This is a genomic window from Halalkalibacterium halodurans (assembly GCF_005671335.1).
In the GTDB taxonomy this organism is placed as follows: Bacteria; Bacillota; Bacilli; order Bacillales; family Bacillaceae_D; genus Halalkalibacterium; species Halalkalibacterium halodurans.
This window is the reverse complement of record NZ_CP040441.1, coordinates 1,526,963-1,539,990: the sequence shown is the minus strand read 5'-3', so window position 1 is coordinate 1,539,990 and position 13,028 is coordinate 1,526,963. Positions and strand designations below refer to the sequence as shown.

Genomic DNA, 13,028 nt, shown 5'->3' with positions numbered 1-13,028 from the left:
GGTTGGCATCGAAAAAAGCTTATTTAAACACTATTTCTTGAAAGTTAGCGTAAGAGCCAATCACACCGGCAAAAGCATGCATTAAGGCTAACCGATTTTCCTTTATTACCTGCTCATCAACCATCACCATCACGTGCTCAAAGTATTGGTGAATCGGCTCAATCGTCTGTTCAAGCGCAGCATAAGCTGCAGAGACATCCCCACTTGCTAAAGCCCCTTGGACAAGATCTTTTGTTTGCACATAGGCCTCATACAATACCCGCTCCTCTTCTTTTTCAAACAGGTCCGGATTGATAGCCACATTTTTTTCTGCTTTACCTGCGATGTTCGTGACACGGCTAAGGCCTTCCACAAGCTCTTTAAACTCAGGCGTATTTACTTTACTGACCAATAGCTTCGCTTTCTTGAAAACAACTGGAACATTGGAAATTCCTGAGGCTAGTACAGCATCTGTTAAGTCGTACCGAACTCCCTCGTCTTGTAATTTTGTTTTCACACGCAGGGCAAAAAATTCACGTAATTGCTTCACAACTTCGCTTTCAGGTACAGTTAACAGCTCTTTTTCCTGTAACTGCTCAACTGTCTCAAGCAAAAGCTCATCCACATCTAAATCCAACTCATGATCTAGTAAAATTTGAACAACACCAGCTGCTTGGCGCCGTAAAGCATAAGGATCTTGAGAGCCAGTAGGAATTAAACCAATTCCGAAACATGCTGCAATCGTATCGAGCTTATCCGCTAAGCTTACCACCGTTCCCTGGACACTGCTCGGTGATTGATCTCCTGCAAATCGCGGCAAATAATGCTCAACGATCCCTTTTGCTACTTCTGGTGGTTCACCGGCAATCTCTGCATAGACTTCGCCCATTCGTCCTTGTAATTCAGGGAATTCACCGACCATTTGTGTCACAAGGTCAAACTTGCAAATTTCTGCTACTCGGTTGATCGCTTGTAAAGTTTGACTCGTTACACCCAGCTTCTCCGCAATCGAAGCGGCAAGCACCTTAACCCGTTTTACTTTATCACCTATCGAGCCTAACTCTTCATGATAGACGATTTGATCGAGTCGCTTGTTTGCTTCGTCGATGTTTAATTTTTGGTCTTCTCCATAGAAAAATGCTGCATCTGATAGGCGAGCCCGTAGCACTTTTTCGTTTCCTTTTACGACATTTTCAAGGTGTCGGTGATCCCCGTTTCGTATCGTCACAAAATATGGAAGCAGTTCACCGGCTTGATTTTTCACCGGAAAGTAGCGTTGGTGTTCACGCATCGATGTAATGAGTACTTCGTTTGGTAAAGATAAAAATGCCTCGTCAAAGCGCCCAAATAAGGCGGTTGGGTACTCCACTAGGTTCGTTACCTCATCGAGTAAATCCTCATCAATTGGAATTACCCAATCCTTTTCTTCCATTATCGATTGAATTTGATGACGAATCGCTTTTTTTCGCTCCTCACTATCAGCCATAACGTATTGCTGTAGGAGCTTTTCCTTATATAAAGTTGGCTCATCGATCGTGACATTTTCTCCTAAAAATCGATGCCCAGCGGTCTCTAGACCAGCAGCTACACCCGTTATTTCAAAAGGAATAACTTCCTGTCCGTATAATGCAACAAGCCATTGAATTGGACGGGCATATCGCAAGCTGTATGTATGCCAGCGCATATTTTTAGGAAAGTGTAAGCTTGTAATAAGCTCCTTTAGTTCTGGAAGCAGAGAAGCAGTCTCTTGACCAGCGACAAATTTTTTCGCAAAAATATATTCCGTCCCTTTCACTTCTTGTATATATAAATCATCAACAGAGACTCCTTGGCCTCGAGCAAATCCTTGAGCGGCTTTTGTCCAGTTTCCACTTTCGTCCAAGGCGATTTTTTTGGCTGGTCCACGGCTTTCTTCTTCTACATCTGCTTGTTTCTCAGCCAAACCAATAACAAGAACCGCTAACCTGCGGGGCGTGGAAAATGAGGATATTTGTTCAAATGAAATCCGCTGCTCCTTTAAAAACGACTCCACTTTATCCGCTAGTTGCTTCTCTCCATCTGAAACAAAGCGAGCAGGTAATTCTTCCAGTCCGATTTCTAACAGAAAATCACGCTTGCTCATGATCGGCCTCCTTGTTTTTCAGCATAGGAAATCCTAGCTTTTCTCGTTCTTCGTAATATTTCTTTGCACACTTACGCGCTAAATTTCGCACACGCCCGATGTAGCCTGTCCGTTCGGTAACAGAAATTGCACCACGGGCATCAAGAAGATTGAAGGTATGCGAGCATTTTAAGACGTAGTCGTATGCCGGAAATACGAGATTCTCCTCAAGGGCACGATCCGCTTCTTTCTCATACGTACTAAACAGCTCAAACAGCATCGCGGAATCTGATACCTCAAACGTATATTTAGAGTGCTCGTACTCTGGCTGAGTAAAAATATCGCCATACGTGAAACCTTCTACCCACTCAAGGTCAAAAACGTTTTCCTTGTCTTGAATATAGGAAGCTAACCTCTCCAAACCGTACGTAATTTCAGCCGAAACAGGATTCGCCTCAAGACCTCCCACTTGTTGAAAATACGTAAATTGAGTAATTTCCATACCGTCAAGCCACACTTCCCAGCCGAGACCAGCACATCCGAGGGATGGATTCTCCCAGTTGTCTTCTACAAAGCGGATATCATGCTCAAGTGGATTAATTCCAAGTGCCCGCAAACTGTCAAGATAAAGCTCCTGAATATTCGTTGGCGATGGCTTCATGATCACTTGAAATTGATGGTGTTGATACAATCGGTTTGGGTTTTCACCATACCGTCCGTCTGCTGGACGACGGGATGGTTCCACATAGGCGACGTTCCAAGGCTCGGGTCCAATCGTTCTGAGCATCGTGTATGGACTCATCGTACCTGCCCCTTTTTCCGTATCATACGCCTGCAACAAAATACAGTTTTGTTTTGACCAGTACTCTTGCAGCGTTAAAATCATTGTCTGCACATTCATCTGTTCAAGCTCCTCCTTTTCATATAGACCACCGTTCGAAATCGGCGCGTCAAACCTTTAGTGAAAGCCGTTGCCTTTCTTTCCTCCTGAACAAAAGTTTCACTTAAAGTACAAAAAACTCCCGCCTCTATGCCGAACGGACGGCATAGGGACGAGAGTTAACCCGCGGTTCCACCCTATTTGCCTATGATGACACCATAGGCCACTTTCTTTTCATCGTTCATGCTCAAGAGTGCCTTCCTTGATGTTTACATCCCTAGCTCTCACCATCCTAGGTTCGCTTTTATGTAAAAGGAATCAAGTACTGTTCTCCGTCATAGCATTGAAATATAACATTTTGGTACTTTGAATCATACTTAACTTTTTCTGTTCTGTCAATCCGTAGATTGGTCGTGAAAGCCCATTGATTCCAACTGGTCTAAAAATCGTCTCGATTTTAAGTGTAAGCCTGAATATTCATCGTAATATTGATGGATGATGGTTTTGAGAGTCGCCTTCGTTTCCGGCTTCAACGAGATGGTTCCAAGCCGCTGCAAATCGAAATGATAAAACAAACGTAGTAGCTTGGCTACTTGAGCTGTAATTTTATACGCATGTGGGTCTTTCTCAATACATCGTTTACACAAAAAGCCCGCTTCTTTTATGGAGAAACCTACTGGAACATCCGTCGATCCACATGACACACATTGATCCAGCTCTGGCTTTATGCCAGCGACTGTGAACATTTTCACTTCAAAAATTCGCGTTAATACGTCTGGATCCATCCCTTCGTTCATATAATGAATCGTCTGATACAACAACTCAAATAAGTAAGGGTTTCTCTTTTCATCTTCGGTTAATTTGTTTGTTAGATCCGTAACATAAGAGACGTAGGAGGCTCGAAACAGATCATTTCGAACCTCCCGAAAAGATTGTATAATTTCACCTTGCGTTAATGTTCCAAGTCCTGCATTTTTTTGAAACATCATCATGCCATACGTAAATAATTGAGTGACTGCGGTTAGCCGGCTTTTCGGACGTTTGGCCCCTCGAGCCATTAAAGCAATTTTTCCATATTCTCTCGTAAACACGGTGACAATTTTGTTGGATTCACCATAATCAACCGTGCGAATGACGATGCCTTCTGCTTTGTGAAACATGTTCTTCACCACTTTAACACGATCAACTAACAACGTTAATGAGTAGGACTATCTTGTTCCTCTATTACAAGTTCAAGGTCTTCCATTTGACTTTGCTGATCTGATGCACGCTCTATTTCCTTGATCAAAAGATACGTATCCACATTACCAGTCTTCTCAAATACTTTCCAAGATAAATCGAGCACTTCAGATTCCACCTTCCTATAGAAAGACTTAAACGTTCTAAGCATAGATTGACCCGCTTTAACAAAAAGATAAGATGGAATATTTACTAGTTGAATCACCTTGACTTTTTTGTTTTGTCATATATTTCTTCTTATTCTATATCTTAAACGTTTCTAGCAAAAAAAACAATGGCTGTTCCCCCAGCCATTGTAAAGAGTGTGTGACATTTTCTTGCACGTTGCAATCATACATTAATATTCGTCTTCGCGAAAACCGTAGTCACGAAGATGCTGCGGTTTATTACGCCAATCTTTTTGCACTTTTACCCAAAGTTCGAGAAATACTTTGGATCCGAGTAATGCCTCAATATCCGCACGTGCTTGCTGTCCGACTTCCTTCAGCATCTTTCCTTGTTTTCCAATAATGATTCCTTTTTGAGAAGAACGTTCCACAACGATCGTTGCCCCGATATAGACCGTATCTTGATGCTGTCGCCGTTTGATTTGTTCAATGACAACAGCGATGGAATGGGGAATCTCTTCTCGTGTAAGGTGAAGCACTTTCTCACGAATTAACTCAGCAATGACGAAGCGTTCCGGATGATCTGTTACTTGATCACTCGGATAATATTGCGGTCCTTCACTTAAATGCTTAGTGATTTCTGACAGTAAAGTTGGCACATTATTTCCTTGTAATGCCGAGACCGGCACGACCTCTTCAAATTCATGCTTATGACGATAGGTTTCAATTAAGCTCAGCAAATCATCTGGATGAACTTTATCAATTTTATTGATCACAAGAATGACTGGGGTTTTCGCTTCTTTTAACCGTTCAATGATAAATTCCTCACCTGGACCGAATGCCTCTGCCCCATCAACCACGTACAAAATAAGATCCACTTCTTTAAGCGTGTTTTGTGCAACCTTCATCATAAAATCGCCCAATTTATGCTTTGGTTTATGAATCCCTGGTGTATCAATAAACACAATTTGCGAGTCTTCTGACGTATAAACGCCCTGGATTTTATTGCGGGTCGTTTGCGGCTTGTCTGACATGATCGCAATTTTTTGACCGATTACATGATTTAACAGTGTAGACTTTCCAACATTTGGGCGGCCGATGATGGAAACAAAGCCTGATTTGAATCCTTCTTTCTGATTAATCATTCATATCCTCCGCAGTAAAGGCTCCTGGCAATAGTTCAGAAACCGTTATTTCTTGAATGTCCCCTTGTAAATTTCCTAAGTAAACTTTTGTATCAGCAGGACATAGCTCAGCCATGACTTGACGACAGGCTCCACAAGGAGGAACGGGTCGTTTCGTATCGGCAACAACTGCAATTGCCACCACATCTCGACGTCCTTCAGAGTAAGCTTTAAACAGCGCTGTTCGTTCAGCACAGTTCGTCAAACCATAGGATGCATTTTCGATGTTTGCCCCGCGAATAACGGAGCCGTCCTTCATGAGTAGGGCTGCTCCTACTTGAAAGCGGGAATAAGGAACATACGCTCCTTCTCTCGCTTGAATGGCTTCTTTAATTAACATTTGTCGATCCATTATGATTCATCTCCTCTTTTTGATCGCACCCGAACCATCATTTTCTTTTCATCATAATACGTTTCGAGATGCTCTCGTTCCAACATTTCCTCGGGATCTGGCGGCACAACCACACCACCAGAGATAATAAACTTTAATCCTTGCTCGACCGTCATGTTTAAATGAATGACATCCTCTTTCGGAATGAGGACAAGCCATCCAGAAGTTGGATTAGGGGTCGTCGGTAAAAACACATTGATGCAATCTTTTGACGTTACTCGTTGCACTTCGCCTTTTGATTCTCCTGTTTGAAAGCCTACGGTATACAGACCTTTTCGCGGATATTCAACAAGCACTACATTTTGAAACGATGTCCGTTCCTGTGCAAACGCATGAATGATTTGCTCTACTGAAGTATAGATCGAGTTTGCGATTGGAATTTTTCGAAACGCTTGATCAATCCGACTAAAGGTTCGATGTCCTTGTCCACGTAGCCGCATTGAACCGATCCACGCAATCAGCATAATCGTTAAAATAAATCCGATGCCCAACAGCCGTTCAGAAAATGGAGTATAGACACCCAAAAAATAGATTCGACCTTCTTCTACCGTGATAATATTTAACCCACGAAGCACATCGGTTATGAATGATCCTAGGAAAGAATCAATCAATCCAAATAAAAACACGATCACGTAAATTGTTGCAATGGCAGGTAGAAGGAAGATAACCCCTGCGATGATGTTTTTTTGAAACCTTTTCCACATTTTGTTCAAAGGCCCCTCTCAACCAATCTTTCCGTTACATCATGAAAACCATTTTTCCAAAAGTGGCGGAATGAAAATGATCAATCCGATAATGATAGCAAATATACTATATACAAACACTGCGGCTGCTGCAATATCCTTCGCTCGCTTAGCATACGGGTGGTATTCATCCGTAATCAGGTCCACCGTTCGTTCAATTGCTGTATTCATAATTTCGAGGGAAAATATCCCTCCAATGACGAGGAGAAGGACAAGCCACTGGTACGTGGACAACTCCAGAAGAAGCCCAAGGAAAAGGACAGCTATGCTAATTGCGAGGTGAATTTGCATATTTTGTTCACGCTTAATGACATACACAAGTCCGTTCGTCGCATAGACAAAGGAGCGTAGCAACCGACGAAAGCCCCGTTTATTACGATCTTGTAAGGCCATAAGCAGTCAAAATATCCTCTTGTCGCATGAACATTTTTTTCTCCTCATCCTCGCTCATATGGTCATAACCTAACAAGTGTAGGAAGCCGTGTACAATTAAAAACCCTAGCTCTCGCTCAAACGAATGACCATATGCTTCCGCTTGCTCTTGACAACGCGGAATTGAGACAATGATATCTCCAAGCAAATTCGGTGTACCTGCTTCTGGTTCCACTGGCTGTTCTCCCTCACCTACTTCATTTAGAGCAAAAGAAATCACATCTGTCGGCTGATCTTTGCCTCTATAATCACGATTCAGTTCTTGGATCTCCTCATCGCTGACAAAGGATAGCGAAAGTTCATATGTCCCTTCCGCTAACTTTTCGTAGCGCGCCGCTTCGTGAAGAAGCTCTCGGATCAACGTTTCCTGTTTTTCTGTTAGCGTATCCGTATGATCGATCATATCAATTTGAATGTTCATGGCCACTCTCCTTCTTTTTTTCATCTTCGGGGTATTCTATACGCTCATGAAATGTTCCCTTTAACGTTTCACAGATCGATTTGGCAACTTGATCTAAGTCTTTTAGCGTTAATTCACATTCGTCAAATTGTCCATCTTCAAGGCGATCGGTAATGATTTTTCGAACGAGCGCTTCGATTTTGTTCGGATTCGGTCTAGACATTGACCGAACAGCTGCTTCCACACTATCGGCAATTCCGACGATAGCCGCCACCTTTGATTGTGCCTTCGGTCCAGGATAACGAAAACTTGTTTCCTCTACTTCTTGATCTGATTCTTGCTGAGCTTTATGGTAAAAATATTTTAATAAGCTTGTCCCGTGATGCTGTTCGGCTATATCTATAATTTCTTTTGGCATTTTATATTCCTTCAGCATCTTTGCCCCATCATACGGATGAGAAATAATGATCGTCGCACTTAACTGCGGAGAGATCCGGTCATGGGGATTCTCCATTTTCATCTGATTTTCAATGAAAAAGTGCGGCCGTCTCGTCTTCCCCAGATCATGATAGTAGGAGCCCACCCGTGCAAGCAACCCATTCTCTCCAATCGATTCGCAAGCGGCTTCCGAGAGGTTTCCAACAACGACGCTATGGTGATATGTTCCAGGAGCTTCGGTTAAAATTTTTCGCAATAATGGATGATTTGGATTCGAAAGCTCGATTAATTTCGATGTTGACAAGATGCCAAAGCCCGCCTCAAAAAAAGGCATGAGACCCAGTGTGAGCACGGCTGCTAAAAAGCCTGATGCAAAAGCAAATCCCATGTGTAAGCCAACTTCCATCCAGTTTGTCTGAACCGATTTTAAAAACAAAATGGACAAAAGAATTAGCATGTTCATAAACGATACGAATAAACCTGCGCGCAAAATGAGTGTTGTTACATTTTGTGAGCGCGACAGGAAATACACAGCAGCAAACGAGCTGAACAAAATATAAAGGGCGAATGAAAAATTATACGACCCCGCCACGCCTTGATTAAATAGGATGCTGCCAATAATCGCAAACATGATGCTCGAGAACAAGGCAATGCGATGGTGGACCAACATAGTGAGCAGCATCGCTCCGAGAGCTGCAGGGACTACATAGCCAGATGCCTGAATGTCAAAAGCCTCAACAAACGAAACAATTTTCATGACTGATACGGTCACGATAAAAATAAGAATGTACATAAGCAAGTGACTATTGTTCGTTTGAACAGATGACTTCGTTTCTTTTAAATAATAGGCGACCATCATGACAATTAAAATGACAAGGATCGCAAGCCCGATATATGGAAACGGATTGAACGTATCATCAAGCAACCCGACAAGCCTTAGCTGTTCATACGTATCGTAGTTAATGCTTTCTCCTTCTTTTACAAGCAGCTGCCCTTCTCTAATGATCACTGGCTCGACCGAATCTAACGCTTCTTGTCGCAAGCGCTCGGTTGCTTCTTCATCATATGTATAATTCGGAACGATGGCAAATTGAGCCACTTCAATCATCGCATCTAAAAGCTGACTGCTTACAGTTGAAATGGTCATCAGCTCAGGCACGGACTCTTTTGCTTCCGAAAGTCCGCTAACCGAGATCGATTCACTCATGATTTCATGAACGGCACTTACGGTTGTATTTCGCGCTAAGTTCAACTGCGCCTCCGATGTTTCTAACAATGTTTGGATCGTCGTTTCAGACAGATCCCTTCCCGTTTCATCTGATAAACGTTCCTGAACCATCTCTACTTTTTCTTCTGAGGTTACCTCTTCTTCCTCTTCTTCATGCTCCTCTAAGTCTCGCTTTACTTCATATACCACTTGAAATAAATCATCGACCAACCCTACTTGTCGCTGCGTTAAATCACGGTCTAGAGAATAAACCGGAGAGACAGAATCGAGCACTTCTTTTTGTCGTTCTTCCGTCGCTTCTCGGTTTTCAATCGTAATTGGTGAACGAATATCTTGTTCAGCAATAGACGATAATTGAATGTCAAGCCGGTCAGGAAGTACATTCCCAAGCATTAAGAAGTAAAGAATGATGGCAAGAACCATGTACATGATCACGCGCGAATATTGATGATCACGGATTTGCTTCCACCATTTTTGTTGATCGATCGACGCTCGTTTTTTCACCGGCTTTCACCTCTAACCTTTCTCGGTTATTCAATCGTTAAGCGCTTTGAATCAAAGCACTTCCTTTTTCTACGTACTGTTTGATTCCTACGTTTCGCAAAAAGGAGATCCTGTTTTCAGTGTAGCCTCGGAGCCTTTCAAATAATCAAGTAACAAGAGACCCTCTAAGCACAGAGGGTCTCATTTAATTGCCATCCTATCCAATTGTAGCGCCTGTTAGGATTTCTCTTCAACCTCGTAGGCATCGAGAATTTTTTGAACGAGTGTATGGCGCACAACATCTGCTTGTTGCAAATAAATGAACCCAATTTCCTTTACGCGCTCTAGAATGCCAATGGCCACCTTCAAGCCAGATTGCTTTCCTTTAGGTAAGTCGATTTGCGTAAGGTCCCCATTAATGACCATTTTTGAGCCAAATCCTAAACGGGTTAGAAACATCTTCATTTGCTCTGGCGTTGTATTTTGTGCTTCGTCTAAAATGACAAATGCGTCGTCAAGGGTTCGACCTCTCATATAGGCAAGGGGGGCCACTTCAATGGTTCCCCTTTCCATCAGTCGGTTCGTTTGTTCAGTCCCGAGTACATCGTGCAGTGCGTCATACAAAGGCCGTAAGTAAGGGTCGACCTTTTCCTTCAAGTCTCCAGGCAAAAAGCCGAGGTTCTCTCCTGCTTCCACTGCTGGCCTTGTTAAGACGATCCGTTTGATTAATCCATCTTTTAAGGCTGTGACAGCCATGACGACAGCAAGGTATGTTTTCCCTGTTCCAGCAGGGCCAATGCCGAAGACAAGATCCCGGGTTTTAATTGTTTGAACGTAGTGACGCTGCCCGAGGGTCTTGGCTCGAATCGCTTTCCCTTTTATATTCGTCGTAATATTTTCACGATAGATTTCCGACAATTCATCTAACTGATTTTTCTCAGCTAGCTGTACAGCATAAACAACATCACGCTCTGACAGTGAGACGCCGTTGCGAATCAGTTCGATCAAAGCTGAAAGCACATGTTCCACAAGGGTTATTTTTCCTTCTTCCCCCGTAACGGAAACTTGTTCACCTCGCGTTACAATCGACACCTGTAAATATTCTTCCAAACGTTGCAAATGGGCGTCCTTCGGGCCAAAGAGAGCTTGTGTTTCCTGTGTGTCTTTTACTCGTAACTGTATTAGTTTCGTTTCTGGCAATAATCTCAATCTCCTTGAATGATCGGCATTTCCGATGTGATATCTTCAATAACTTGGTAGTGAATTCTTAGTTTTACTTTACCATTCTCGACGCGTTCGTGCAAAACTTTTTCGCCTTCAATTGTGGCATCCTTGTCAATTTTCTCATAAAGTTCTTGCTTCGCTAGTTTTTTCCCGCGTTCGACCGCTTCGTCTTTCGTCAATTTCTGCTCGAAGCGATTAGCTTCATACACTTTTGTTCGTGTATATTGAATTGGAAGTGTCCATTTCCAAAAATACAACTCCTTCTGCTCTTGAAACGTTTCAAACTCCTTAAACTCATGTTTCTTAAACCCCCAAATCGGGAGGTTAACTCCAAAAGCACTAAGTTGATGGGTCGTCACTGATTCCCCTGTTAAGGTTGAAAATTGGCTTTCAAGCGGAATCGTTACATCAGATGTATACCAAATTTCTCCTAAAACCACACCAACAGCTGGAACAATTTGCTCTTTTCCTTCTTTTCCGATAAAGCCTGAAACGAGCATGTCCCCTTTTTCTACATAATCGTTCACTTTTACCTTTGGCTGACCATGCTCAACAAATACACTGTGTACGATTGCTTTTTTCTTTGCAACAAGATGTCTTGGGCTAATTCTTTCTGCTTCCTCTGGAAGTTGTTGTTCCACCACCTCAAACTGGTAGGTTGTCCCATTTTGTCGAACGCCGATCCATGTCGCTCCAGAAAGCTGCTCGGTTACTTCGCGCTGCAAGTCTTCGACACTCGGTAATGTGAATTGAAATGCCCCTCTTTTTACTCCTAGTTCTTCCACAAGTTGACGAAGTTCATGCTCCACTTTCGGAGATGCTCCTTTAATTTCAATAGACCAAACAATATTGGATAGAATAAACATTAATACGATGGCTAAACCGATTCCGCCAACAAACCCGACTCGATTCATCGCCTTTTTAACAAAGGCAGGATAACCAAGCCGTTCTACAAACGTCACCTTACATTCTGTTTGCTTGACAAGAGGTCGAATTTTTTTTGCATCTTGCATGTCCATAAAACAGACAATTCGTTCTGCTCCCATCCGCTTGATGCTCCAAATCGCCACATTTTTTTGAATGCAGCGATTGAGAAATCGTTCCCCGTACACTCCGTCAATTTGCACTCGAACATATCCGCGAACTAGTTGCTTCCACATTGCTTTTGTTTTCATTCCCATTTCCCCTCTCATTCCTCTTCTCTCCAATCACTTGGATGGCGAATCAGGAATAAACAACACTTGATCAATTCTGCCCTCCAACAGTAACTCTTCAGGTAAGATCGTTTTAATGACAAATCCGTCCCCCTTTATGAGCAATTGCCCGTGCTTGAGCAATAAACGTAACTCTTGATTAGAGAATCGAAGCACTCCTTGGTGGTTTTCAATGTATATATGTAGCTGGCCGATCATCGTAATGCGAGGCAAATCCATCATCACATCTGCCGGGAGCTGCAACTGGTTCGTCATCCATCGCATCAATTGTTGTTTGACATTCTTCATTGAACCAACCCCCTCTCCTTTCATTTTTATGAGAAAAGGGAATTGGTTATCACTGATAATCTGTCATTTCTATGGGAACTCCAGTCACTTTTATCGCTTTAAATTGACATTCCCTAATACGAAAAAGCCACTTGCTACCATTGTGGTAACAAGCGGCTGTCATTAACGTTTAGAGAACGATCGATGGGGGCGTTTTGCACGAGGTTGGCCTAAAACTTCTGACCAAACGACTGCCTTCATCGCTTCATCTTTTGTCAAATGATGAAAATGCAACGCAAGATTTGTTTCCTTCTTCTGTTTTAGTGAGCGAGTGATGGAGACAGGAGGAACTTGCTCCGATACAGGTTGATTGTCCCTCACGCTCTTAAAATCTCGAACCGAATCTTGCACAGTTGGTTGCGTTTGAGGCTGCTCGTCATGTAGATCCTCATAATCATAAGACTCGACTGGTTCTGCATAAGCAGGCTCCGTCTCTTTTTCCCTTCTATGGGGATCAAATAAATCACGCCAATCCTCGATCGGTTCTGAGCTTCCTGGCCAAGGCTGCTGTGAAGGTCCTGGCTGTTGTGGTTGCTTAGATTGCTGAGGGCGTTCAGTATTTTGTTCCCTGCCAGTTTTCCGCTGGTTGCCGCCTAGACGGCCAAACAGGCTAACGAGTAAAAAGATCAGAAGTGGAATAAGGAAACTTTCCACGGTC

14 protein-coding genes and 1 other annotated feature are annotated in these 13,028 nt (G+C 42.9%); all 14 genes read right to left on the bottom strand.

Features of this window, described 5'->3' with window-relative positions:
• Positions 1 to 19 precede the first annotated feature (19 nt).
• Positions 20 to 2,101 carry a glycine--tRNA ligase subunit beta gene (gene glyS / locus FED51_RS07515; protein ID WP_053431520.1) on the bottom strand — a complete coding sequence of 694 codons (2,082 nt, stop codon included), beginning with the start codon at positions 2,099 to 2,101 and terminating at the stop codon, positions 20 to 22.
• Complete coding sequence (gene glyQ, locus FED51_RS07510; protein ID WP_010897535.1) at positions 2,088 to 2,981, bottom strand: glycine--tRNA ligase subunit alpha; 894 nt, start codon at positions 2,979 to 2,981, stop codon at positions 2,088 to 2,090. The genes glyS and glyQ overlap by 14 nt, the downstream gene beginning before the upstream one ends.
• A 144-nt stretch (positions 2,982 to 3,125) precedes the next feature.
• Positions 3,126 to 3,308 (bottom strand) — a binding site (T-box leader).
• A gap of 47 nt (positions 3,309 to 3,355) precedes the next feature.
• Complete coding sequence (gene recO, locus FED51_RS07505; RefSeq protein WP_053431521.1) at positions 3,356 to 4,120, bottom strand: DNA repair protein RecO; 765 nt, start codon at positions 4,118 to 4,120, stop codon at positions 3,356 to 3,358.
• A 35-nt stretch (positions 4,121 to 4,155) separates the two neighbouring features.
• Positions 4,156 to 4,305, bottom strand: a complete 150-nt coding sequence (locus FED51_RS07500) for a YqzL family protein (RefSeq protein ID WP_010897533.1) — start codon at positions 4,303 to 4,305, stop codon at positions 4,156 to 4,158.
• 231 nt (positions 4,306 to 4,536) lie between these two features.
• Positions 4,537 to 5,451: a GTPase Era gene (gene era, locus FED51_RS07495; RefSeq protein WP_053431522.1), complete on the bottom strand. Its 915-nt coding sequence runs from the start codon at positions 5,449 to 5,451 to the stop codon at positions 4,537 to 4,539.
• Positions 5,444 to 5,842 (bottom strand): cytidine deaminase, encoded by a 399-nt coding sequence (locus FED51_RS07490; protein WP_010897531.1) that lies wholly within the window; start codon positions 5,840 to 5,842, stop codon positions 5,444 to 5,446. Before FED51_RS07490 ends, era begins: the two co-directional genes overlap by 8 nt.
• Positions 5,842 to 6,585: a DUF502 domain-containing protein gene (locus FED51_RS07485; protein WP_041820434.1), complete on the bottom strand. Its 744-nt coding sequence runs from the start codon at positions 6,583 to 6,585 to the stop codon at positions 5,842 to 5,844. Before FED51_RS07485 ends, FED51_RS07490 begins: the two co-directional genes overlap by 1 nt.
• Before the next feature lie 39 nt (positions 6,586 to 6,624).
• Entirely contained in the window at positions 6,625 to 7,017 is a 393-nt protein-coding gene (locus FED51_RS07480) for a diacylglycerol kinase family protein (protein WP_010897529.1), read from the bottom strand.
• Positions 6,998 to 7,477, bottom strand: coding sequence for an rRNA maturation RNase YbeY (gene ybeY / locus FED51_RS07475; RefSeq protein WP_053431523.1), 480 nt, complete (start codon positions 7,475 to 7,477; stop codon positions 6,998 to 7,000). Before ybeY ends, FED51_RS07480 begins: the two co-directional genes overlap by 20 nt.
• Positions 7,461 to 9,626 carry an HD family phosphohydrolase gene (locus tag FED51_RS07470; RefSeq protein WP_053431524.1) on the bottom strand — a complete coding sequence of 722 codons (2,166 nt, stop codon included), beginning with the start codon at positions 9,624 to 9,626 and terminating at the stop codon, positions 7,461 to 7,463. The genes ybeY and FED51_RS07470 overlap by 17 nt, the downstream gene beginning before the upstream one ends.
• Positions 9,627 to 9,842: 216 nt before the next feature.
• Positions 9,843 to 10,805 (bottom strand): PhoH family protein, encoded by a 963-nt coding sequence (locus FED51_RS07465; RefSeq protein ID WP_053431525.1) that lies wholly within the window; start codon positions 10,803 to 10,805, stop codon positions 9,843 to 9,845.
• Positions 10,806 to 10,810: 5 nt separating this feature from the next.
• The gene (gene yqfD, locus FED51_RS07460; protein ID WP_053432008.1) at positions 10,811 to 12,004 is read right to left on the bottom strand and encodes a sporulation protein YqfD; all 1,194 of its coding nucleotides are present in this window, start codon (positions 12,002 to 12,004) and stop codon (positions 10,811 to 10,813) included.
• A 33-nt stretch (positions 12,005 to 12,037) separates the two neighbouring features.
• A complete protein-coding gene (gene yqfC / locus FED51_RS07455; RefSeq protein ID WP_010897524.1) occupies positions 12,038 to 12,331 on the bottom strand; it encodes a sporulation protein YqfC in 294 nt (97 codons plus the stop codon).
• Positions 12,332 to 12,493: 162 nt separating this feature from the next.
• Positions 12,494 to 13,024, bottom strand: a complete 531-nt coding sequence (locus tag FED51_RS07450) for a hypothetical protein (protein ID WP_010897523.1) — start codon at positions 13,022 to 13,024, stop codon at positions 12,494 to 12,496.
• Positions 13,025 to 13,028 lie beyond the last annotated feature (4 nt).